This window comes from Pseudoduganella chitinolytica (genome assembly GCF_029028125.1).
Classification (GTDB): domain Bacteria; phylum Pseudomonadota; class Gammaproteobacteria; order Burkholderiales; family Burkholderiaceae_D; genus Rugamonas; species Rugamonas chitinolytica.
This window is the reverse complement of sequence record NZ_CP119083.1, coordinates 3330536-3353317: the sequence shown is the minus strand read 5'-3', so window position 1 is coordinate 3353317 and position 22782 is coordinate 3330536. Positions and strand designations below refer to the sequence as shown.

The window sequence follows — 22782 nt, the reverse complement described above, 5'->3', positions numbered from 1 at the left end:
TTAGAAGAACTTGTAGTGCGCCCCCACCTTGAAATACCGCCCGATGGCACCGGACGCGTCCATCGGGTTGTAGCTCAGCGCGCCATACGTCAACGGGTCCAGCGGCGCCACCTTGTCCGTCACGTTATTGACGGAGGCGAACAGGGTCAGCTGCTTGCTGACGGCGAAGCGCGTGGACAGGTCCAGGGTCGTGAAGGAAGCGATCTCGCAGTCCGGCGTGCCCGGCTGGCCGTTGGCCAGCGTGGAGCCGCACTCGCGGCCTTCGAACAGGATGTTCTTCATCTTGTCGCGCCAGTTCAGGTTGGCGTTGACGTTCCAGGCGCCGATGTCCCACGTGGCCGTGGCATTGATCTTGTTCTTCGGCGTGCCGGCGCAGTTCGACGTGTCGCAGTTGCCGTGCGTGCCGGCGAACTGGTAGGCCGTCGTGGCGGACTCCTGCCGTTTCCACGATGCCGTGTGGCTGATGACGACGCCCAGGTTCAGGCGGCCGTAGTCGCCCAGGCGCAGTCGCTGGCGCACGTCCAGGTCGACGCCCGACACTTCCGTGAAGCTGGAATTGCGGTAGGGCGCCTGCGTCATGATCAGGGTGCCGGAGTTCGGGATCACGACGCCGTCGACGACCAGGTTGTTGTCCGAACGGATGGCGGTGGGCAGCGCGGCCGCCTCGTTGTACGGCATGGGATTGATCTCGTTGCTGCGCTTGATCTTCCAGCCGTCCAGGGCGATGCTGCTGCCGTCGAACGGGTCCCATACCAGCCCCAGCGAATAACCTTTCGACGTTTCCGGCTGCAGGTTAGGGTTGCCGACCTTGACGGCGGCGACCGAGAAGCCGCAATCGGTCGAGGTGGCGCCGCCGCGTGCCGGCACGCCGCCCGGGCAGCGCACCGGATCGCTGACCGTCGAGTTGCCCGTCGATTGCGACTGTGCGCTCGCTTCGGCCGGGCCGGGCGCGCGGAAGCCCTCCGTGTACGTGCCGCGCAGGGCGAAGGTGCGCGTCGGCGTCCACTTGATGCCGGCCTTCGGCGTGGTGGAATTGAAGTTGTCGTATTTGTCGTAGCGCACGGCGGCCGACAGCTCCACGCCCTTCAAGAGGGGCGCCAGCAGCTCGGCATACACGGCCGACACCTTCGAGTCGCCGAACGCGGCCACGTAGTTCGAGTTGATCGAACCGTTTTCCGAGCCGGACAACGACGGATTGCTGAGCTTCTGGCGGCGGTGTTCGGCTCCGACCGCGACGCCCAGGTTGCCGCCGGGGAGGGCGAACAGCTCGCGCGATGCCTTGACGTCGAAGGCCGACAGGCTGCTGGTCGAATTGGAGGTCGCGGCCACGGCCAGCGCTGCGTACAGCGATGCCGGATTGCGATAGGCTTCGGCGCCCATGTAATACGGGAAGTACTGCGACGCCGGATCGCCCAGCGCGGCGCGCATGACGTTCATGTTCAGCATGTTCGTGTAGCGCAGCTCCAGCTCGGACTTCGAATACGTGAAGCCGGCATCCCAGTCCCAGCCGAAGGCATTGCCCTTGATGCCCGTGACGAAGCGCTTGAATTCGTTGTTGGCGTGGCGCACGCTGGGGCCGATGTCGGCGGCCAGGTAGCGGATGCGGGCGGGCGCGCCGAACGGGTTCTGCGGATGCGCAGCAGCCAGGAGGTTCAGGTTGCCGTAGTTGATGAAGCCCTGCGGATTTTGCGCATTGGGCGGGAACGCCACCGTCGGCGTGAAGTGCGGCGGGATCATCGTAAACGACGTGTCGCGCTTCGAGTAGCCCAGCTCCACGTAGGCCTGGGTGGCCGGGTTGACCTGGAACGTGCCGCGCGTGTACAGGTTGACGGACTCGATCTCCGGCTGCATGTCGCGCCACTGGCTGTGGTGGTACAGGCAGCCGCCGTTGGCGCCGGCCTGGTTGGTCGTGGCGGTGACGCTGGCGCAGCCGGGCAGGCCCAGGTAGTTGGTCGTGACGGGATCGCGCACGCTGCCGGCGGGGCTCTGGTTGGCGTTATTGGTCCCGGCGATGTAGCCGCCCGCGAACTGGGTGCCGACGGGGAAGCCCCACGGCCGCAGGTCGCCCGTGCCGATGTGGCGGCGCCGGCCGGCACGGTCGCTGTTGGCGATGCTGTCCGACTGGACGTACTCGGCATTGGCGACCCAGTTGTAGCGGTCGACCTCGAGGTCGCCGCGGCCGTACGTGATCGAGGCCTTGTTCTGCTTGCCGTCGTCATAGCGCGACCAGCCCGTGTCGCCCTTGACTTCGAGTCCCTGGAAGTCGCGGCGCAGGATGATGTTGACGACGCCGGCGATCGCATCGGCGCCGTAGGTGGAGGAGGCGCCGTCCTTCAGGATCTCGATGCGTTCGACGATCTGCATCGGCACCGTGGACAGGTCGGTAAAGCTCTTCTGGCCGTCGTCGGCGCGGGCAAACGGCGCCATGCGGCGGCCATTCAGCAGGACGAGGGTCGAGGTGGCGCCCAGGCCGCGCAGCGAGATCGCCGTGGAGCCAGCGGCAAAGCCGTTGCCGAAGCCCGTCGGCAGCGAACCGGCGCCATCGACGGCCAGCGTCTGCAGGTATTCCGCGACAGTGCCCTTGCCGGAGCGCAGCAGCTCGTCGCGGCTGACGACCTGCACGGGCGACGCCGTCTCGGCGCTGGCGCGCTTGATGCTGGAACCGGTGATTTCGACGCGCTGCATCGGCGCGCCACTGTCGGATGGCGCCTGGGCCTGCGCTTGCGCCACGCCGACCGACGCTGCCAGGCCGCCCGCGAACAGCAGGCGAACGGAACGGGACATCATTTTCTCAACCATGTGCTGCCTCCATGTGTATTGGTGTGCCATGCCAGGGCGCGAAGCGGATGGCTTCTCGCCATGGCATGAAAGCACTGGTCGTACCTGTTTGTATAGTTGCATCGCCTTTCAGTCGAAAAGTTGTTGGAAATATACGACATTGGCACGCGGCGCGACGATATCCCCGTGCGGCCGCGCATTCCCGGGCGGATGCGTTATCGTTACGGCTTTCGCCGCCATCGGGAGATCGATGCTTGCCTTTGTTTTGCGCCGCCTGTGGCAGATGCTGCCGACCATGCTGGGCGTCGTGCTGCTCGTGTTCGTGCTGTTCAACTGGGTCGGCGGCGATCCCGCGTACATCCTGGCCGGCAAGATGTCGAGCCCTGAGGCGATCGCCAATATCCGCCGCCAGCTGGGCGTGGACGAGCCCTATCCCGTGCAGCTGTGGATCTTCGTCAAGCAGGTCGCCACGTTCGACTTCGGCCAGAGCTGGGCGACGGGCGAGCCGGTCGGGCAGATCATCGCCTCCCGGCTGGGTCCTTCGCTGACAGTGCTGGTGCCGCTGACGGTGCTGGAAACGCTGATCGGCGTGGCGCTGGCGCTGGCCGTGGCGTTCGTGCGCGGCTCGCTGACGGACCGCGCGGTGATGGTGGCGTGCACTGTCGGCATGTCCGTGTCGATCCTCGTCTACATCATCGTGTTCCAGTACGGCCTGGCCTACCAGATGGGCCTGTTCCCCGTGCAGGGGTGGGGCGACAGCCTGGGCGTCAACCTGCTGCGCTATGCGCCGCTGCCGATCCTGATCGGCCTGGCGGTATCGATCGCACCCACGTTGCGGCTGTACCGCAGCTTCGTGCTGGACGAAGTGCACCAGGACTACGTGCGCACGGCCCGCGCCAAGGGCCTGCCGGAGCGGCGCGTGATGTGGGTGCACGTGCTGCGCAACGCGGCCATTCCCATCATCACGCACGTGATGGCGAACCTGCCGGCCCTGTTGATCGGCGCGTTCCTGCTGGAGCGCTTCTTCGGTATTCCCGGCATCGGCCGCGAGGTGATCCTGGCGGTCGAACGCAGCGACTTCCCCGTCATCAAGGCCGTCACCGTCTGCGTGGCCCTCGCCACCATGGTCTTCAACCTGCTGGCGGACTTGCTGTACCAGGCCGTCGATCCGCGGGTGCGGCTGGCATGAGCGCCGTGCCGGCCGACGGCGGCGCAGGGCTGTGGATGCTGGCGTGGCGCCGCCTGCGTGACGACCGCGTGGCGATGGTGGCGCTGGGCATCGTCGCCGCGTTCCTCGTCATGCTGGTGCTGTCCGCCACGGGCCTTGTCGCGGCGGACTGGGAAGAGGAAGTGGGGGTCAATTACGCGCCGCCCACGTTTGTCGGCGCAGGGCCCGCGACGGCCGCTGCGACGGCGGCCGCGGTGCCCGTGCCGGACAATCCGTTCGACCCGCTGGCGCAGGACCTCCGGGCGCTGCGCGCCCAGCTGGGCACCGAGCAGACGGCCGCGCGTCGCGCCAGCTTGCCGTTCGGCGCCGACAAGTGGGGCCACGACATCGTCAAGAAGACCATCAAGGGCGGCCAGACGTCGATCGTCGTCGGCCTCGTGGCCGCGCTGGTGGCGGTCGGCCTGGGCACGCTGTTCGGCGCGGTCTCCGGTTTTTATGGCGGGCTGGTCGACGACCTGTTCAACTGGTTCTACAACGTGTTCACGTCGATCCCATCGATCCTGATGATCCTGACGGTGGCCGCCGTGCTGCAGCACAAGGGCGTGACGACGATCGTGCTGATCCTCGGCCTGACGGGATGGACGGGGCCGTACCGGCTGATCCGCGCCGAGTACCTGCGGCACAAGGCGAGAGAGTACGTGCTGGCGGCCGATGCCATCGGCGCCTCCGCCGCGCGCAAGATGTTTGCCCACATCTTCCCCAACGTCAGCCACGTCGCGCTGGTGCAGCTGTCGATCCTGGCGGTAGGCTTCATCAAGGCCGAGGTGATCCTGTCGTTCCTGGGCTTCGGCGTGCCGGTCGGCGTGGTATCGTGGGGTTCCATGCTGAACGAGGCGCAAAACGAGCTGTTGCTGGGCAAATGGTGGCAGCTCACGGCCGCCGCCGTCGCGATGGCCGTGCTGGTGACGGCGTTTTCCCTGCTGGCGGACGCGCTGCGCGACGCGCTCGATCCGAAGGTGAAGCCATGACGGCGCTGCTGGAAGTACGCGACCTGCGCATCGGCTTTCGCATCGACAAGCGCACCACCTTCGAAGCCGTCAAGGGTATCTCGTTCACGGTGCCGCGTGACGCGACGGTGGCGCTGGTGGGGGAGTCCGGCAGCGGCAAATCCGTCAGCTCGCTGGCCATCATGGGCCTGCTGCCGCGCCACACCACCCTGGTCGATCCGGCCAGCCGCGTGCTGTTCGACGGTCGCGACGTGCTGCACTTGCCGGAGAGCGAACGGCGTGCCTTGTGCGGGCGCGACATCGCGATGATCTTCCAGGAGCCGATGTCGTCGCTCAATCCCGTCTTCACGGTGGGCTACCAGATCGGCGAGGTGTTGCGCCGGCACATGGGCATGAACCGGCGCCAGGCCCGAGCCCGCGCGCTGGCGCTGCTGGAAGAGGTGGGCATCCCCGATCCGGCCGCGAAGATCGATGCGTATCCGGGCCAGATGTCCGGCGGCCAGCAGCAGCGCGTGATGATCGCCATGGCGCTGGCCTGCGAGCCGAAGCTGTTGATCGCGGACGAGCCCACGACGGCGCTGGACGTGACGATCCAGAAGCAGATCATGGAACTGATCGCCGGCCTGCGCCGCAAGCACCGCATGTCCGTGCTGTTCATCACCCACGACCTGGGGCTGGTGGGCGAGATCGCGGACGAGGTCATCGTCATGCGCCACGGCGAGATCCGCGAGGCGGGCCCGATGCGCCAACTCTTCGGCGCGCCACGCGACCGCTACACGCAGGCGCTGCTGCATTGCCGTCCGCCGCTGGACGCGCGGCCATGGCGCCTGCCCGTCATTGCAGACTATCTGGAAGGGACGGCGCCGCAGGAAGGGCGCCAACGTGAACGCGGTTATCGCCCGGACGACGACATCGTGCTGGACGTGCGCAACCTGAAGAAAAGCTTCTGGCTCAAGGAGGGCTTGTTCGGCAAGCGCGAGTTCCAGGCCGTCAAGGACGTGTCGTTCCAGCTGGCGCGCGGCAAGACGCTGGGCGTCGTGGGCGAATCGGGCTCGGGAAAAAGCACGATGGGCCTGACGCTGTTGCGCCTGCACGAGGCCAGTGGCGGCAGCGCGCTGTTCGAGGGGCGCGACCTGCTGGCGCTGTCGAAGCGCGACTACCACCCGTACAAGCGGCGCATCCAGATCGTCTTCCAGAACCCGTATGCGTCGCTCAATCCCCGCTTCACCGTCGGCCAGATCCTGCTGGAGCCGATGCGCCTGCACGGCATCGGCGCCGACGAGCGCGAACGCGTCGCGCTGGCGCAGGCGCTGCTGGAGCGGGTCGGGCTGCCGGGGGCGGCGTACCACCGCTACCCGCACGAGTTCTCGGGCGGCCAGCGCCAGCGCATCGCCATTGCGCGCTGCCTGACGATGAAGCCGGAAATCCTCGTTTGCGACGAGTCGGTGTCGGCGCTGGACGTGTCGGTGCAGGCGCAGGTGCTGAATTTGCTGCAGGAGCTGCAGGACGAGTACGGCCTGTCGTACATCTTCATTTCGCACGACCTGGCGGTGGTGCGCTATCTCTCCGACCGCGTGATGGTGATGCACCGTGGCGAGGTGGTGGAGATGGCCGATGCGGACGAGCTGTACCGCAACCCGCGCCATCCGTACACCCGGGCGCTGCTGGGAGCGATCCCACGAGCACCCGGCAGCGGTGCTAACATGACGCGATAATGGCAAACCTGATTTCGCTGCTGCAGGAGTATGGCGTCCTGATCGTTTTTATCGTCGTGCTGGTCGAGCAGATGGGCTTGCCGCTTCCCGCGTATCCGATCCTCATCGTGTCCGGCGCGCTGGCGGTGGACGAGGGCGGAGCGTCCCTCGCGGGCGTACTGGGCGTCAGCCTGGGGGCGTGCATGCTGGCCGACTTGTTCTGGTTCCGCGCCGGCCGCCATTACGGCAAGCGCATCCTGAAACTGCTGTGCAAGATATCGCTGTCGCCGGACTATTGCGTCAGCCAGACGGAGGACAACTTCCGCAAATGGGGCCCGAAATCGCTGATCTTCGCCAAATTCATCCCCGGCTTCAACACGATCGGGCCGCCGCTGGCTGGCGCGATGGGTACCCGGCCGTCGCTGTTCTTCAGCTTCAGCGCGCTGGGCGGGCTGCTGTGGAGCCTGACGGGCATTTCGATCGGCGCCTATTTCCATGCCAACGTCGACCAGGTGCTGGACATGCTCGCCACGATGGGCAGCACGGCGCTGACCGTGCTGGGTATCCTGCTGGGGCTGTTCGTACTGTTCAAGTACATCGAGCGGCGGCGCTTCCAGCGCGCCATGCAGACGGAGCGCATCAGCGTCGAGCAGCTGAAGACCTTGCTGGCCGACGGCCACGAGCCCGTGCTGGTGGACGCCCGCAGTGCGACCGCGCAGCAGATGGCGCCGCCCGTGCCGGGCGCGCTGCTGCTCAATGGCGATGCGCGCACGATCCTGGCCGCGCTGCCGCGCGACCGGCACATCGTGGTCTACTGCAGCTGCCCCAACGACGTGACCGCCGCCAGCGTCGCCAAGCAGTTGCAGCAGCAGGGCTACGCCCTCGCCAGGCCGCTGCATGGCGGGCTGGATGCCTGGAACAGCGCCTTCGGCAGCTGACACGGACAGTCGCGCCAATGATTCAAGAAAAACGGCGACAGTCACCGTTTTCCGGAAGCTCAACGCGGCCTGGTGTGGTAACGTTTCCGGGAAAAACAGTGACTGTCACCGTTTTTCTGTCTGGTAGTCATACTACGGTTGGTTTCGTGCGGTTTTGGGGGTGTTTTGCTGAAGATGTACCAAAACTACACTCAACTCTTGCGCCTAAGCTAAGATATCCGATAGGATTAGGCTTCGATAATTTTTTCGTCCGTCCCATGAATGCCATGTCCGATTCCGCGTCGCTGAATACTCCTTCCGTTTTCCCTGGCGGCGCGCGCCTGCTGGCCGATGTCGGCGGCACCAATGCCCGCTTCGCGCTGGAGACGGCGCCCGGCCAGGTCGGCCACATCCATGTGCTCGCCTGTGCGGATCACGCCACCCTGGCCGATGCGATGCGAGCCTACCTGGCGCTGCCGGACGTGGCGGCAGTCGCTCCCGGCATCCGTCACGGCGCCATCGCGATCGCCAATCCGGTCACGGGCGACGTGGTGCGGATGACGAATCACCACTGGGAGTTCTCCATCGAAGCGCTGCGCCGCGACGTGAATTTCGAGGTGCTGGCCGTCGTCAACGACTTCACGGCACTGGCCCGCTCGCTGCCGCACATCCCCGCCGCGCAGAAGCGCCAGGTGGGCGGTGGCACTGCGGTCGAGGGCGCGCCGCTGGGCCTGATCGGTGCCGGCACGGGCCTGGGCGTTTCCGGCTTGATTCCGTCGGCGTCGGGCTGGACGGCGCTGCTGTCCGAAGGTGGCCACGTCAGCTTTGCGCCGATGGACGAGACGGAAGTAGCGATCCTGCAGTTTGCCTGGAAGGAATTCGAGCACGTGTCGGCCGAGCGGCTGCTGTCGGGCGTCGGCATCGAGCTGATCTACCGTGCGCTGGCCGACTACCGCAAGATCGACGCCGAAGTGCTGGGCGCGCCCGAGATCGCCCGCCGCGCACTGGACGGCAGCTGCCCGCTGTGCGACGCGACGATCGAGGCGTTCTGCACCATGCTGGGCACGATTGCCGGCAACCTGGGCGTCACACTGGGCGCGCAGGGCGGTATCTATATAGGTGGCGGTATCGTGCCGCGCCTGGGCGAGCGTTTCGACCGCTCCGGTTTCCGCGCACGGTTCGAAGCCAAGGGCCGTTTCCGCAGCTACCTCGCGGCGATTCCCACCTTCGTCATCACGGCGGAATACCCGGCCTTCCTGGGTGTATCGGCCATCCTGGCGGAGCGGCTGGCACAGGCCTGAGGCGGCGCGCGGATACCGTCGCGCACGCGAGGCGACGGTGGAATTGCACTTTTCCCGATTTTATCGGGTACAATGGCCAAAGTTGGATGAAACGGCAGCGTGCGTTCGCGATTCTTGTGATCGCAGCGCGCGGTCCTGAGAAACCTTGGGAAGCCCCTGGCAACCAGCGCCTCGGTTGGATCGCATTGAATCGGATCGGATAGGGCGCGCGGAGCACGAGGGCGACAGGCCTCCCCGGAATTGCCGGCCGGTTTTCTCCCCGAAAACACATCTCTCCATCTGTGACTCACCGCCCGGCGCGCAGCGGCCCGGCGGCTTCTTGCATGGATGTGCGACCACAAGATTGCTTATGGATACAGCTGAGGCCAAGAAAGTCCTCGAAACCGCGCTGCTTTGCGCTCGTGAGCCGTTATCGATTCACAGCCTGAAAAAGTTATATGTCGAAACCGACGATCAGGGCCGCCCACTGGGCGCCGGCGTCGGCGCCGACACGATCAAGCAACTGCTGGAAGAGCTGCGGCAGGAGTGGCAGGGTCGGGGTATCGAAGTGGTGGGCCTGGCCTCGGGCTGGCGCTTCCAGAGCCGGCCGGAGATGAAGCAGTACCTGGACCGGCTCAACCCGGAAAAGCCGCAGAAGTATTCGCGGGCGACGCTCGAAACGCTGGCGATCATCGCCTACCGCCAGCCCGTGACGCGCGGCGACATCGAGGAGATCCGCGGTGTGACCGTGAACTCGCAGACGATCAAGATGCTGGAAGACCGCGGCTGGATCGACGTGGTCGGCTATCGCGACGTGTTGGGCCGCCCGGCATTGCTGGGCACGACAAAACAGTTTCTGGATGACCTGGGCTTACAATCGCTGTCCCAGCTGCCGCCGTTGCAGCAAATCAGCGATGTGCAGAACGCCAATTCGATGGAAGTACTCGAAGCCGCGCTGCAGGAGAATTTCGAGAAGGCGGCCCATGCCGCCGCAGTCCCTGACAATGTAGCGCCCGAAGAAGCACCCGCCCACGGCGCGGTGCCGCAAGTAGCGCCTGACGCTGACCCCACGCAAGAACAAACGAATGAACAATACTGACAAGACCAACGAGACCGGCGCGCAGGACCTGGCCGCCGCAGCCGTCAAGCCGAAGCGCCGTACCAAGGCCCAGATCGAGGCGGACAACGCGGCGCTGCTGGCGGCCGGCGAAACGCCGAAGCCGAAGCGCACCCGCAAGGCCGTCAGCGCCGAGGGCGCCGCTGCGCCGGCCGCGGTCGCGGCCGTTGAAACCCCGGCAGCCGCCGCCTCGCCAGTCGCGGCCGAGGCAGCGCCAGTGAAGAAACCGCGCACGCGCGCCGCCAAGCCGGCCGCCGCGCCGGCCGAGGCCGCGCCGACCGCGATCGAGCCGCAGCAGGCGGCACCGGTCGCCGCCGAAGCGACGGCCGAGCCGGCGCCAGCTGGCCAGAAAAAGCCCCGCGGTCCGCGCCAGATGCGCGAACAGCGCGCGCTGCGCGAAGCGGAAAAGGCCGAGCTGGCCGAGGCAGCCCCGGCAGCCGAGCCGGTCCAGGAAGTGGTCGCGGCGGCCGATGGCGCGACGGCGCCGGAGCGTGCCGGCCGCAATGAGGCGCGCAATGAAGCCCGTGGCGAAGGACGCAACGAAGCCCGTGGCGAAGGCCGCAACAATGGCAAGCGCAAGGGCAAGCAGGGCAAGCCGGGCCAGCAAGCACAGGGCCAGGGCCAAGGCCAGGCCCAGCCGGGTCAGCAAGGCCAGCGCCGCCAGGGCGGTAATGGCGGCAATGGCGGCGGCAAGGTCAGCGAAGCCGATGCCGTGTTCTCGTTCGTCACGTCCGATGCGTTCGACCGCGACGAGGGGGCTCGCGCCAAGGGGCCGCAAAAAGCCGCGCGCCGCGACCTGACGGCCGAGGACGATGCACCGAAGCTGCACAAGGTACTGGCCGAGGCGGGCCTGGGCTCGCGCCGCGACATGGAAGACCTGATCATTGCCGGGCGCGTGTCCGTCAACGGCGAGCCGGCCCACATCGGCCAGCGCATCCTGCCGACGGATGCCGTGCGCATCAACGGCAAGCTGATCCAGCGCAAAGTCAGCAAGAAGCCGCCACGCGTGCTGGTGTACCACAAGCCGGCCGGCGAAATCGTGTCGCACGACGATCCGGACGGTCGTCCGTCCGTGTTCGACCGCCTGCCGCAGATGAAGGTGGGCAAATGGCTGGCCGTCGGCCGCCTGGACTTCAATACGGAAGGCCTGCTGCTGTTCACCACCTCCGGTGACCTGGCGAACCGCCTGATGCACCCGCGCTACAACATCGACCGCGAATATGCCGTGCGCACGCTGGGCGAGCTGGAAGAGGGCATGCGCCAGAAGCTCCTGGCCGGCGTCGAGCTGGAAGATGGCCTGGCGCAGTTCTCCAAGATCGCCGACGGCGGCGGCGAAGGCGTCAACAAGTGGTACCGCGTGGTCATCGGCGAGGGCCGCAACCGCGAAGTGCGCCGCATGTTCGAGGCGATCGGCCTGACGGTGTCGCGCCTGATCCGTACCCGCTATGGTGCGCTGACCCTGCCGAGCAACCTGAAGCGCGGTCGCTGGGAAGAGATGGAAGAAAACACGGTGCGCGACCTGCTGGCGATGGTCGGTGTCGAGAAGAAGCCGTCGGGCGACGGTGCGGCCAAGGGCGGCAACGTCCGCGGCGAGCGCGCTGGCAACGAGCGCGGCAATGATCGTGGCAACGAACGTGGCAACGAGCGGCGCGGTCGCGGCGAACGTGGCGAGAAGGAACAGAACTTCAATCGCCTGGACGTCAGCAACAAGAACGCCGATCCGTTCCCGCAGGCACCGCGCGGTCCGCGTGGTGGGCAGGGCCAGGGCCAGGGCAGCTATTTCGGCGCCGGCGGTTCCGGCCGTCCGGGTACCGCCGGGCGTGGGCAGGGCTTCGGCCGTGCCGGCCTGGGCGACCAGGGTGGCGGCCGTCCGGGCCAGCCGGCCAAGGGGCGCGGTCCGAAGCAGCCCGATCCGCTGCAGACGACGTTCGGCTTCGCGGCCCAGCCGCGCCGCAGCGGTCCGCCGCGCGGCGGTGCGATCGATCACGGCATGCCGCGCCGGCGCAAGGGTTGAGCCGCGGCTGCTGAGGCTTGGGGTCTGTCCCTTCAGGGACTGACCCCGGTTTTTATCGGAGCAGCTCGGGCCACGGGAAACCGGGGTCAGTCCCCTCGGGGACAGACCCCAAGGACAGACCCCCAGGACAGACCCAACAGGCAACTTTGCCACTGTTGTAACTACGTTCCGATTCATTATGCCGCATTGCAGCGAAATCAATAAGCGGCTATAATGAGCAGCCTAGTAAAAGTTCTTCGCAGGTAGGTTTGCTGAGAGTGCTTTCATCTGGCTGGCAGGACAAGAAGATGGGCAGTTGCCCATTTTTTTTTTGGTGATTCGTTTTTGAGGGTCTGGAATTTCGCTTCGGGACCCCGATCTGGAGATTTTTCTTTGCAACTGCTGGATTTGATTGAGAAGACCGTCACGGGTCTGGGCTACGAGCTGGTCGATTTCGAACGAGCCGAGCGTGGATTGCTGCGCGTGTACATCGACTTCCCTGCCGCGGACGCAGAAGAAAAAGGTCCGATCACAGTGGAAGACTGTGCCACGGTCAGCCATCAGCTGTCGCACGTGCTGACGGTCGAGAACGTTCCCTACGAACGGCTCGAAATCTCGTCGCCCGGCCTGGACCGGCCGCTGCGCAAGCTGTCCGACTTCGAGCGTTTTGCCGGCCACGAGGCCATCGTCAAGCTGCGCATGGCGCTGCCGGGCACCGCGAACCGCAAGTCCTACCAGGGCATTCTGCAGCAGCCCGAGGGCGAGCAACTGGGTATTGAATTCGAAAGTAAAGATGGTCCTGCGGTGCTGAATTTCACGCTCGCGGATATGGATAAGGCACGCTTGGTGCCACAGGTGGATTTTAGGAGCCGCAAAGCATGAGTCGCGAAGTATTGTTATTGGTGGATGCGCTGGCGCGCGAGAAGAACGTCGACAAGGACGTGGTATTCGGCGCGCTCGAGTTCGCACTGGCGCAGGCCACGAAAAAGCGCTATGAAGGCGAAGTGGACATCCGCGTTTCGATCGATCGCGATTCGGGCGAGTTCGAATCCTTCCGCCGCTGGCACGTCGTGCCCGACGAAGCGGGCCTGCAACTGCCGGACCAGGAAGTGCTGCTGTTCGAAGCCAAGGAACAGATCCCCGATATCGAAGTGGACGAGTACATCGAAGAACCGATCGAGTCCGTCGAATTCGGCCGCCGTTTCGCGCAGGACACCAAGCAGGTCGTGCTGCAGCGCGTGCGCGATGCCGAGCGCGAACAGATCCTGGCCGATTTCCTGGAGCGCGGCGACTCGCTCGTGACGGGCACCATCAAGCGCATGGAACGTGGCGACGCGATCGTCGAATCGGGCAAGATCGAAGCGCGCCTGCCGCGCGACCAGATGATCCCGAAGGAAAACCTGCGTATCGGCGACCGCGTGCGTGCTTATATCCTGCGCGTGGACCGCAATATGCGCGGCCCGCAGGTGATCCTGTCGCGCACGGCGCCGGAATTCATCATGAAGCTGTTCGAGCTGGAAGTGCCGGAAATCGAACAGGGCATGCTGGAGATTAAATCGGCCGCCCGCGATGCCGGCGTGCGCGCCAAGATCGCCGTCTTCACGGCCGACAAGCGCATCGACCCGATCGGTACCTGCGTCGGCATGCGCGGTTCGCGCGTGCAGGCCGTCACCGGCGAACTGGGCGGCGAACGTGTCGACATCGTGCTGTGGTCGGAAGACCCGGCGCAGTTCGTCATCGGCGCGCTGGCCCCGGCCAATGTGTCGTCGATCATGGTCGACGAAGAGAAGCACGCGATGGACGTCGTCGTCGACGAAGAGAACCTGGCGATCGCCATCGGCCGCTCGGGCCAGAACGTGCGTCTGGCTTCCGAGCTGACCGGCTGGAAGATCAACATCATGACGGCCGAGGAATCGGCCGACAAGGCAGCCCAGGAAACGGCCGCGATTCGCGCCCTGTTCATGGAAAAGCTGGACGTCGACCAGGAAGTGGCCGACATCCTCGTCGAAGAAGGGTTCGCCAGCCTGGAAGAGATCGCCTACGTGCCGATCTCCGAGATGCTGGAAATCGAAGCCTTCGACGAAGACACCGTGAACGAACTGCGTACCCGTGCCCGTGACGCTCTGGTGACCGAGGCGATCGCTTCGGAAGAGGGGCTGGAAGGCATGGAGGAAGCACTGGTTGGCCTGGAAGGCATGGACCGCATCACCGCGGGCAAGCTGGGCCTGGCAGGCATCAAGACCGTCGAACAATTCGCCGGACTGGCCTATGACGAATTCGGTGCCATCCTGGCGCTGTCGTCCGACCGTGCACGCGAACTGATTAATACTGAATTTGCAGATGTGACCGACGATGAGATGAAGCTGGTCGACGGCAAGTACGACGACCGTGCCAAGGCTCTTCAGGCCAAGGCGTGGGCACTGGCAGAAACGGCCAAAGCTTGAGTAGCATTCTTATCATCACCGCGACACATAGAAAAGAGGACTGAATGGCGAGTAACAACGTAGCCCAATTTGCCACCGAACTGAAGATGCCTGCAGACTTGCTGCTGACGCAGCTGCGTTCCGCGGGCGTCGAGAAGCAGTCGGCGTCAGACCCATTGTCGAAAGATGATAAGGATAAGCTGCTGGAGCACCTGCGCCGCACGCACGGCGCAACCGAAGGAACCGAGAAAAAGAAGATCACGCTGACCCGCAAGGAAACCACCGAGATCAAGCAGGCCGACGCCACGGGCAAGTCGCGCACGATCCAGGTGGAAGTGCGCAAGAAGCGCACCTTCGTCCAGCGTGACGACCTGACCACGACGGCTGCCGCGGCAGCTGCCGCCCCGGCCGCGCAGGCTCCGGTGATCGACGAAGCCGAACGCGCCCGCCGCGAAGAGGATGCCCGTCGTCAGTCCGAGCTGATCGCACGCCAGGAGGCGGAGCTGCGCGAGAAGCAGGAACGCCTGGCCAAGCTCGATGCGGAGAAGGAAGCCCAGGCCAAGGCCACGGCTGCCGCCGAGGCGGAAGCCAAGCGCCGCGCCGAGGAGGATGCCGTCAAGGCCGCCGCCGAGAAGGCTGCTGCCGAAAAGGCCGACAAGGCCGGCGCCGCCGATGCGCAGAAGGCCGAAGCCGTTGCCGCCGCGGAGAAGAAGCGCCAGGTCGAAGCCGAGGAAGCGAAGAAGAAGGCCGAGGAAGCCGCCAAGGAAGCCGCCGCCCGCGCGGAAGCGACCGAGCGTGCCCGCAAGGCCGTCGCTGACGAAGTGGCACAGATCAAGCTGATGATGAGTCAGCCGCGCCGCGTCATCAAGGCACCGGAACCGGCGCCTGCGCCGGTCAAGCCGAAAGTGGCCGAAGGCACGCTGCACAAGCCGGCGGACAAGAAGCCGGCTGCGGGTGCCACCACCACGACCGACAAGAAGGACGACAAGAAGGGCGACAAGAAATCGATCAAGTCGGCCAACGTGTCGTCGACCTGGTCGGACGACGCCAAGAAGCGTGGCGCGCCGGGCGGTGGCCTGAAAGGTCGCGGCAACGCCGCGCCGACGGGTCGCGACGGCTGGCGTGCCGGCGGCAAGGGCCGTGGCCGCAACTCGCACGACGACCGCGAATCGAACTTCCAGGCACCGACGGAAGCCATCGTCAAGGAAGTGCACGTGCCGGAAACGATCACCGTTGCCGAACTGGCGCACAAGATGTCCGTCAAGGCATCCGAAGTGATCAAGCAGCTGATGAAGCTGGGCCAGATGTGCACGATCAACCAGGTGCTGGACCAGGAAACCGCGATGATCGTCGTGGAAGAAATGGGCCACAAGGCGTTCGCGGCTGCCGAGGACGATCCGGAAGCGCTGCTGGCCGACCAGGGCGAACATGCCCACTTCGAGTCGACCCCGCGTGCGCCGGTCGTGACGGTGATGGGTCACGTCGACCACGGTAAAACGTCGCTGCTGGACTACATCCGTCGCGCCAAGGTCGCGTCGGGCGAAGCCGGCGGCATCACGCAGCACATCGGCGCTTACCACGTCGACACGCCGCGCGGCATGATCACGTTCCTGGACACCCCGGGTCACGAGGCCTTCACGGCCATGCGTGCCCGCGGTGCGAAGGCAACCGACATCGTCATCCTGGTGGTGGCGGCCGACGACGGCGTCATGCCGCAGACGAAGGAAGCGATCGCCCACGCGAAAGCGGCCGGCGTGCCCCTGGTCGTGGCCATCAACAAGGTCGACAAACCGGGTGGCAACGTGGACCGCGTGACGCAGGAGCTGATCGCCGAAGGCGTCGTGCCGGAAGAATACGGTGGCGAAGCGCCATTCGTACCGGTGTCCGCGAAAACGGGCCAGGGCATCGATGCGCTGCTGGAAAACGTGCTGCTGCAGGCCGAAGTGCTGGAACTGAAGGCACCGGTGGAAGCACCGGCGCGCGGCCTGGTGGTCGAGGCCCGTCTGGACAAGGGCCGCGGCCCGGTCGCGACGATCCTGGTGCAGTCGGGTACCCTGAAGCGCGGCGACGTCGTGCTGGCGGGTTCGTCGTACGGCCGTGTCCGTGCGATGCTGGACGAGAACGGCAAGTCGGTGAACGAAGCCGGCCCATCGATCCCGGTCGAAATCCAGGGCTTGACCGAGGTGCCGGCCGCTGGCGAGGAAGTCATGGTCATGGCCGACGAGCGCAAGGCACGTGAGATCGGCCTGTTCCGTCAAGGTAAGTTCCGCGACGTGAAGCTGGCCAAGCAGCAGGCCGCCAAGCTGGAGAACATGTTCGACCAGATGGCCGAAGGCGAAGTGAAGAACCTGCCGCTGATCGTCAAGACCGACGTGCAGGGTTCGCAGGAGGCGCTGGTGGGTTCGCTGCAGAAGCTGTCGACGTCGGAAGTGCGTGTGCAGATCGTGCACGCCGCCGTGGGTGGCATCTCGGAATCGGACGTCAACCTGGCGGTGGCCTCGAAAGCGGTCATCATCGGCTTCAACGCCCGGGCCGACGGCCAGGCGCGCAAGCTGGCCGAAGCCAACGGCGTGGACATCCGCTACTACAACATCATTTACGATGCGATCGAAGAGGTCAAAGCGGCACTGTCGGGCATGCTGGCACCGGAAAAACGCGAAACCGTTACCGGCCAGGTCGAGATTCGCCAGGTCATCCTGGTCTCGAAAGTCGGCGCGATCGCCGGCTGCCTGGTCACCGATGGCGTCGTCAAGCGCTCGTCGTCGGTACGCCTGCTGCGCAACAACATCGTCGTCTGGACGGGCGAGATCGAATCGCTCAAGCGTTTCAAGGACGATGCGAAGGAAGTGCGCGCCGGCCTGGAGTGCGGCCTGTCGCTGAAGAACTACAACGACATCGTCGTCGGCGACGTGCTGGAAGTGTTCGAAGTCACCGAAGTGGCGCGTACGCTGTAATCGCAACGAATGCGGTATCCGTGGCGGGTGCCGCCCGCTCCGCGCAAGCGGGGTGGGCGCCACCCGCCACATTTTTATTGGTAGGACATCATGGCTAAACACAGCAAATCCATCCCGGCACGCGGCTTGCGCGTGGCCGACCAGATCCAGAAAGACCTCTCCGAGCTGATCGCCTTCGAGCTGAAGGACCCGCGCGTCGGCATGCTGACGCTGGCCGAAGTGCAGCTGACGCCCGACTACGCGCACGCGAAGATTTACTTCACGATGCTCAAAGACGATCCGGACACGGTGAAGTACACGCTGGCCGGCCTGCAGGCCGCCGCCGGCTACCTGCGCAACCAGCTGGGCAAGCGCCTGCACATCCACACCTTGCCGCAGCTGCACTTCGTGCACGACACGTCGGCGTCGCGCGGCATCGCCATGTCGGCGCTGATCGACAAGGCCAACGCGTCGCGCGCGGCCGACTACGAGGAAGATGGCGACCAAGCAGACGGCGGCAAAGCCGAATGACGCAGCAGCAGAAAGTAAAGCGGGTGCGCGACCTGGTCGACGGCGTGCTGCTGCTCGATAAACCGGTGGGGCTGTCGTCCAACGATGCGCTGATCAAGGCCAAGCGCATCCTGAACGCGAAGAAGGCGGGCCATACGGGCACGCTCGATCCGTTCGCCACGGGCCTCCTGCCGCTGTGCTTCGGCGAAGCCACCAAGTTCTCGCAGGACCTGCTGGAAGCGGACAAGACCTACGTGACGACCGTCCACCTGGGCGTGCGCACGGATACGGGCGACACCGAAGGCCAGGTGCTCGAGACGCTGCCGGTGGACGTGACGGTGGAGCAGATCGAGGCCGTGCTGGCGCGCTTCCGGGGCCCCATCGCGCAGGTGCCGCCGATGTACTCGGCGCTGAAGCGTGACGGCAAGCCCCTGTATGAATATGCCCGTGCGGGCGTCGTGCTGGAGCGCGAAGCGCGCAACGTCACCATCCACAAGCTGGAACTGGTCAAGTACGCGGCGCCGTTCCTGCAGCTGGAAGTCACGTGCAGCAAGGGCACGTATATCCGTGTGCTGGGCGAGGACATCGGCGCCGCGCTGGGCTGCGGCGCGCACCTGAACGCGCTGCGCCGCACTGGCGTGGGCGCATTGCGCGCCGAGCAGATGATCACGGCCGAGCAACTGGTGGCGCACGCGGCGCCGCTGACGCTGCTCTCGCCCGTCGATGCGCTGCTGTCGTCGTTCCCGGGTGTCGACCTGACGCCGGAACTGGCGAAGCGCTTCCTGCAAGGCCAGCGCCTGCCGCTGGGGAAGGAGCCCGAGGTTGTCACGCCGGCGCCGTACGAAGGCCGCGTGCGCGTGTACGAAGGCCAGCGGCTGCTGGGTACCGGCGTGCTGGGCGAGTGGGCCATCCTGGCGCCCGAGCGGCTGATCGCGGCAGCGCAGAGCTAACTCAAGCAAAACGCTTACCGGCTGTCGGCCGTATTGCACCCAAGAACTGCACCCAAGACCAGGAACCGGGGTCAGACCCGGCGGGTCTGACCCCAGCCGTTGACCTGGGGTGCATTGGTGCCTGTTGCGACATGTGAGTGGAGCCGACGATGCCCGACCATCACGAACTGCAGTCCCGCTACGATGCGATGTGGCAGGAAGCCATGCCGGCCTTGGCGCGCGGCGACGTGGCGTGCGATGCCCAGCTGGCTGCCGGCAACGACCCGCGCCGCGGCCTGACGCTGATTGCGCGGCCTTCGCCCCGACTGGCCGCGAGCTTCGACGCAATGCTGGACACCTTGTCCGCCATCGATCCCCACCAGTACCGCCATCCCGCCGCCGACATGCACGTCACCGTGCTGTCGCTGTTTACCGCCACGGTGGACCACGCGCCGGAACTGGCCCGCGCCGACGCGTATCGCGCCGCAGTCGAGGCGGCGGTGCAGGGCACGCCGCCATTCACGATCGAATTCACGGGCGTCTCCGCCTCGCGTGGCGCCGTCGTCGCCCAGGGTTTTCCGCGCGACGACACGCTGGCGCGGCTACGCGAGCGCCTGCGCGCCGAACTGCGCGCACGGGCACTGGACGGTTCGCTGGACGGGCGCTACAAGCTCGTCACCGCCCACTCGACGCTGCTGCGCTTCGCACGCCCGCTGGCGGACCCGGAGCGTTTCACGCAGGCGCTTGCGGGCCTGCGCACGGCACCGCTGGGCATCATGCATGTGACGGCACTGGAGCTGGTGCAGAACGACTGGTATATGTCGAGCGGCACGCTGCAGTGCCTGGACCGTTACCCGCTCGCTTGATGCGGCAAGGGACTGTCCCCGCACGGGGACTGTACCTGAAGTTTGGCAGCGCGCCTTTGGCGGCCAATGCAAGTGCGCCACAGGTGGAGATCCTGGTTTGCTTATGACGTCGCCAGCGGCGCGGCCAAACTTCGGGGTCAGTCCCGTCGGGACAGACCCCCGTTGCCTCAAGCCCCGCCAAACGCCTCCAGCACCCGCGCCAGCGCCTGCGTATCCACGGGCTTGACGAAGTGATGGTCGAACCCGGCCGCGGTGGACAGTACCCGGTCGGCCGGTTGGCCGTACCCCGTCAGCGCGATCATCAACGACTTGGCCGTGGCGGCGCGTGAGCGCAGGTGGCGTGCCAGCGTATAGCCGTCCATGCCTGGCAGGCCGATGTCGAGGATGAAGGCCTGCACGCTTTCCAGCCCGGGTTCGTACAACGCCATCTCTGCATCCTCGGCCACCGTGACGCGGTGGCCCTGCGCCCGCAGCAGCTCCGCCAGCGACAGCGCTCCATCCACGTTGTCGTCGACGATCATCACGTTCAGGTGGTGCAGCGCGGCGTCCGGTACGGGCTGGGGCGGGGTGTCGCTGCAGGCGCTGTCCCAGTCGGCCAGCGGCAGCGTGATCGTGAACGTGCTGCCCCGGCCTTCGCCGGCGCTGTCGGCGGTCGCGCTGCCACCGTGCAGCGCGGTCAGGCTGCGCACCAGCGCCAGGCCCAGTCCCAAGCCGCCCTGGGCGCGGTCCGGGCTGCGTTCGCCCTGCACGAACAGGTCGAAGATGTCGGGCAGCAGTGCCGGCGCGATGCCGTTGCCATTGTCGGTGACGGCGATGCGGGCGTGGCTGCCGTCCACGTCCAGGGTCAGCTGGATGCGGCCGTTCTGCGGCGTGTACTTGGCCGCGTTATTGAGCACGTTGGCCACCACCTGCACGAGCCGGGTGCGGTCGCCCCGCACGTGCGCCCGGGCCGGTGACGTGCGCAATTCCAGCGCGTGGCGGCGTGCATCGATCAGCGGCAATGCCTGCTCCACGGCGCTGTTCAGGACCTGTTTCAAGTCCAGGGTCGCCATGTCCAGTTCCACCAGGCCGCGGGTCACGCGCGAGACGTCCAGCAGGTCGTCCACCAGCGCCGTCATGTGGCGCACCTGGCGCACGATGATCTCGCTCGCCATCGTGCGGGCCTTCTCGTCCGCATGGCGCACCCGCAGCAGTTGGGCGGCCGTGCTGATGGGGGCCAGCGGATTACGCAACTCGTGCGCCAGCATCGCCAGGAACTCGTCCTTGCGCTGGGCGGCCTCGCGCAGCGCGTCCTCGGCCAGCTTTTGCGTGTGGATGTCGGTACAGGTGCCCATCCAGCGCACGATGGCGCCGGCCTCGTCGCGGATCGGCAGCGCGCGCCCCAGCACCCAGCGATACTCGCCGGAGCGGTGCCGCAGCCGGTACTGGATTTCATAGGTTTCACCGGTGGCCAGGCTGTGGCGCCACGCCGTCCAGGCGCGGGCCTGGTCGTCGGGATGGAACACGCCGTTCCACGCCGCGCCGTCGGTCGAACCGTCCGGCACGCCCGTGTAGTCGTACCACTGCTGGTTGTAGTAGTCGTGGTAGCCGTCGGGCAGGGTGGACCAGACCATCTGCGGCATCGCATCGGCGATGGTGCGAAACTTGGCCTCGCTTTCGCGCAGCGCCAGCATGGACGCCAGGCGCTCCGTCGCGGTGCGGGCCCGCTCGGCCACCTCGCGCATCAACGCGCAGTCTTCCGCCGACCAGTCGCGCGGCATGGCGTTGTTGACGAACAGGATGCTCATCAGGCGGCCACCCTCCGTCAGCGGGATGTTGACAAAGGCCGCCGAGCTGTACGAGCGCACCGCGTCGGCCGCCGCCGCGGTGCGCTCGTCGAGCGCCACGTCGTGGACGATCACGGTGCGGCCCAGCTTCATGTCCTCGACATAGTTGCCGAAGTCGCCCAAGTTCAGGCTGCCCGCCAGCGAACGCACGCCCGGTGCCGTCCAGTCGCGGTCGACCTGCAGGTGGCCCGTGGCCTGCTCGAACGTGCCGTAGCCGACGCGGCTCGCGCCCAGCGCCTCGCCCAGGATGCGGGCGGCGGCATACGCGATCTCCTCGGGCGTACGCAGGTCGCGCAGCGCATCGGTCAGGCGGATCAGCGCATCGCGCCGCGCATTGGCCTGGACCCGGTCGGTCACGTCGACGCCCTCGACAAAGATGCCGCGCACGTTGCCTTGCGCCGTACGGATCGGCTGGAACACGAAGTCGATGTAGCGTTCCTCCATCTCGTCACCGCCCGGCGCGTGTACCGCATACAGCGCGCTGCTGGCCGCCAGCGGCCGGCCGTTGCGGTACACCTCGTCCAGCAGCGCCACGTAGGCGCGGCCCGCCGCCGTGCCGAAGCACTCCGCCACGGGGCGGCCCACCACGTCGCGATAGCCCGTCAGGCGCAGGAAGCCCTGGTTGAGCAGGTCGACGCGGTGCTCGGGCCCCGACAGCATCGCCATGAACGTGGGGGCCTGCTGGAACAGGTCGGCGAACTGCTGGCCTTCGCGCACATGCTGCGCCTGTGCCAGCAGTTCCGATTCCATGCGCACCGAATGGGCCCGCGCCTGCACGACGGCAGTGACATCCTCCACCCGGTGGATGATGTGGGTCAGCTCGCCGTTATCATTCAGCACGGGCGTGTTGACGGGGCTCCAGTGGCGCTGCTCGAAGCCGCCCGGCATGCCGGCGATGGGGATGTCGTACTTCTGGATCGGCATCGTGTCGGCTAGCCGGGTCGTGCGCACCCGCATCAGCGACGCGCGCAGGTTGGCCACGCCGTTGGCGGTGGGGTCGTTCGGATTGTCCGGGAAGGCTTCGAAGATGTTGCGGCCGACGATGCCTTCACGCGTGGTCGAGGTGGCGCGCAGGTAGGCGTCGTTGACGGCGACGATGGTGAAATCGCGCGCCAGCAGCAGGTAGGGCGCCGGACCGGCCTCGAATACCCGCCGGTAGTCCGGGGCGCAGGTATTGCCGGCAGGGGCCTCCTCGTGCCGGGCGCGCCGCCTGACGCGGGTGCCGGCGGGGTCACTGGCAGTTCGGTTGTCGGGGCGATGCGGTGTGACCATGGCGGTGAATAGGGTCCTTTGCCACAGCATGCCAGAATTCCGGCCGGCTGTTGTTTATCGAAGGTGCTC

General features: G+C 66.4%; 15 protein-coding genes. 13 read left to right on the top strand and 2 right to left on the bottom strand.

From position 1 onward, the window contains the following. Positions 1-2784, bottom strand: a complete 2784-nt coding sequence (locus PX653_RS14845; RefSeq protein WP_277413550.1) for a TonB-dependent receptor — start codon at positions 2782-2784, stop codon at positions 1-3. Between the two features lie 244 nt (positions 2785-3028). Between PX653_RS14845 and PX653_RS14840 the strand changes: the two genes are divergently transcribed. From PX653_RS14840 to PX653_RS14780, 13 genes are all read left to right on the top strand, one after another. Beyond that, entirely contained in the window at positions 3029-3967 is a 939-nt protein-coding gene (locus tag PX653_RS14840) for an ABC transporter permease (RefSeq protein WP_277413549.1), read from the top strand. Next, a complete protein-coding gene (locus PX653_RS14835; RefSeq protein ID WP_277413548.1) occupies positions 3964-4974 on the top strand; it encodes an ABC transporter permease in 1011 nt (336 codons plus the stop codon). The genes PX653_RS14840 and PX653_RS14835 overlap by 4 nt, the downstream gene beginning before the upstream one ends. Beyond that, complete coding sequence (locus tag PX653_RS14830; RefSeq protein WP_277413547.1) at positions 4971-6668, top strand: ABC transporter ATP-binding protein; 1698 nt, start codon at positions 4971-4973, stop codon at positions 6666-6668. Before PX653_RS14835 ends, PX653_RS14830 begins: the two co-directional genes overlap by 4 nt. Continuing rightward, the gene (locus PX653_RS14825) at positions 6668-7585 is read left to right on the top strand and encodes a DedA family protein/thiosulfate sulfurtransferase GlpE (protein ID WP_277413546.1); all 918 of its coding nucleotides are present in this window, start codon (positions 6668-6670) and stop codon (positions 7583-7585) included. The genes PX653_RS14830 and PX653_RS14825 overlap by 1 nt, the downstream gene beginning before the upstream one ends. Before the next feature lie 266 nt (positions 7586-7851). Continuing rightward, on the top strand, positions 7852-8865 hold the full coding sequence (locus PX653_RS14820) for a glucokinase (protein ID WP_277413545.1): 1014 nt from the start codon (positions 7852-7854) through the stop codon (positions 8863-8865). Positions 8866-9214: 349 nt separating this feature from the next. Next, complete coding sequence (gene scpB / locus PX653_RS14815) at positions 9215-9943, top strand: SMC-Scp complex subunit ScpB (protein ID WP_277413544.1); 729 nt, start codon at positions 9215-9217, stop codon at positions 9941-9943. Next, a complete protein-coding gene (rluB, locus tag PX653_RS14810) occupies positions 9930-11975 on the top strand; it encodes a 23S rRNA pseudouridine(2605) synthase RluB (RefSeq protein ID WP_277413543.1) in 2046 nt (681 codons plus the stop codon). Before scpB ends, rluB begins: the two co-directional genes overlap by 14 nt. Positions 11976-12347: 372 nt before the next feature. After that, entirely contained in the window at positions 12348-12836 is a 489-nt protein-coding gene (gene rimP / locus PX653_RS14805; RefSeq protein WP_277413542.1) for a ribosome maturation factor RimP, read from the top strand. Beyond that, complete coding sequence (gene nusA / locus PX653_RS14800; protein WP_277413541.1) at positions 12833-14398, top strand: transcription termination factor NusA; 1566 nt, start codon at positions 12833-12835, stop codon at positions 14396-14398. Before rimP ends, nusA begins: the two co-directional genes overlap by 4 nt. A 44-nt stretch (positions 14399-14442) precedes the next feature. Further along, positions 14443-17331 (top strand): translation initiation factor IF-2, encoded by a 2889-nt coding sequence (gene infB, locus PX653_RS14795; protein WP_277413540.1) that lies wholly within the window; start codon positions 14443-14445, stop codon positions 17329-17331. A gap of 90 nt (positions 17332-17421) precedes the next feature. Next, complete coding sequence (gene rbfA, locus PX653_RS14790) at positions 17422-17841, top strand: 30S ribosome-binding factor RbfA (RefSeq protein ID WP_277413539.1); 420 nt, start codon at positions 17422-17424, stop codon at positions 17839-17841. Then, positions 17838-18770 carry a tRNA pseudouridine(55) synthase TruB gene (gene truB / locus PX653_RS14785; protein WP_277413538.1) on the top strand — a complete coding sequence of 311 codons (933 nt, stop codon included), beginning with the start codon at positions 17838-17840 and terminating at the stop codon, positions 18768-18770. The genes rbfA and truB overlap by 4 nt, the downstream gene beginning before the upstream one ends. A 149-nt stretch (positions 18771-18919) precedes the next feature. Beyond that, positions 18920-19615, top strand: coding sequence for a 2'-5' RNA ligase family protein (locus tag PX653_RS14780; RefSeq protein ID WP_277413537.1), 696 nt, complete (start codon positions 18920-18922; stop codon positions 19613-19615). Positions 19616-19782: 167 nt separating this feature from the next. Here the strand turns inward: PX653_RS14780 and PX653_RS14775 are convergent, their stop codons facing one another. Continuing rightward, positions 19783-22713: a hybrid sensor histidine kinase/response regulator gene (locus PX653_RS14775; protein ID WP_277413536.1), complete on the bottom strand. Its 2931-nt coding sequence runs from the start codon at positions 22711-22713 to the stop codon at positions 19783-19785. Between the last annotated feature and the right edge of the window lie 69 nt (positions 22714-22782).

Bases quoted from the DNA above. Each gene is read 5' to 3' on its own strand.
- PX653_RS14830 (WP_277413547.1), top strand. From the start codon at position 4,971: ATGACGGCGCTGCTGGAAGTACGCGACCTGCGCATCGGCTTTCGCATC.
- scpB (WP_277413544.1), top strand. From the start codon at position 9,215: ATGGATACAGCTGAGGCCAAGAAAGTCCTCGAAACCGCGCTGCTTTGC.
- truB (WP_277413538.1), top strand. From the start codon at position 17,838: ATGACGCAGCAGCAGAAAGTAAAGCGGGTGCGCGACCTGGTCGACGGC.
- PX653_RS14820 (WP_277413545.1), top strand. From the start codon at position 7,852: ATGTCCGATTCCGCGTCGCTGAATACTCCTTCCGTTTTCCCTGGCGGC.
- PX653_RS14780 (WP_277413537.1), top strand. From the start codon at position 18,920: ATGCCCGACCATCACGAACTGCAGTCCCGCTACGATGCGATGTGGCAG.
- nusA (WP_277413541.1), top strand. From the start codon at position 12,833: ATGAGTCGCGAAGTATTGTTATTGGTGGATGCGCTGGCGCGCGAGAAG.
- PX653_RS14825 (WP_277413546.1), top strand. From the start codon at position 6,668: ATGGCAAACCTGATTTCGCTGCTGCAGGAGTATGGCGTCCTGATCGTT.
- PX653_RS14835 (WP_277413548.1), top strand. From the start codon at position 3,964: ATGAGCGCCGTGCCGGCCGACGGCGGCGCAGGGCTGTGGATGCTGGCG.
- PX653_RS14840 (WP_277413549.1), top strand. From the start codon at position 3,029: ATGCTTGCCTTTGTTTTGCGCCGCCTGTGGCAGATGCTGCCGACCATG.
- PX653_RS14845 (WP_277413550.1), bottom strand. From the start codon at position 2,784: ATGTCCCGTTCCGTTCGCCTGCTGTTCGCGGGCGGCCTGGCAGCGTCG.
- infB (WP_277413540.1), top strand. From the start codon at position 14,443: ATGGCGAGTAACAACGTAGCCCAATTTGCCACCGAACTGAAGATGCCT.
- PX653_RS14775 (WP_277413536.1), bottom strand. From the start codon at position 22,713: ATGGTCACACCGCATCGCCCCGACAACCGAACTGCCAGTGACCCCGCC.
- rluB (WP_277413543.1), top strand. From the start codon at position 9,930: ATGAACAATACTGACAAGACCAACGAGACCGGCGCGCAGGACCTGGCC.
- rbfA (WP_277413539.1), top strand. From the start codon at position 17,422: ATGGCTAAACACAGCAAATCCATCCCGGCACGCGGCTTGCGCGTGGCC.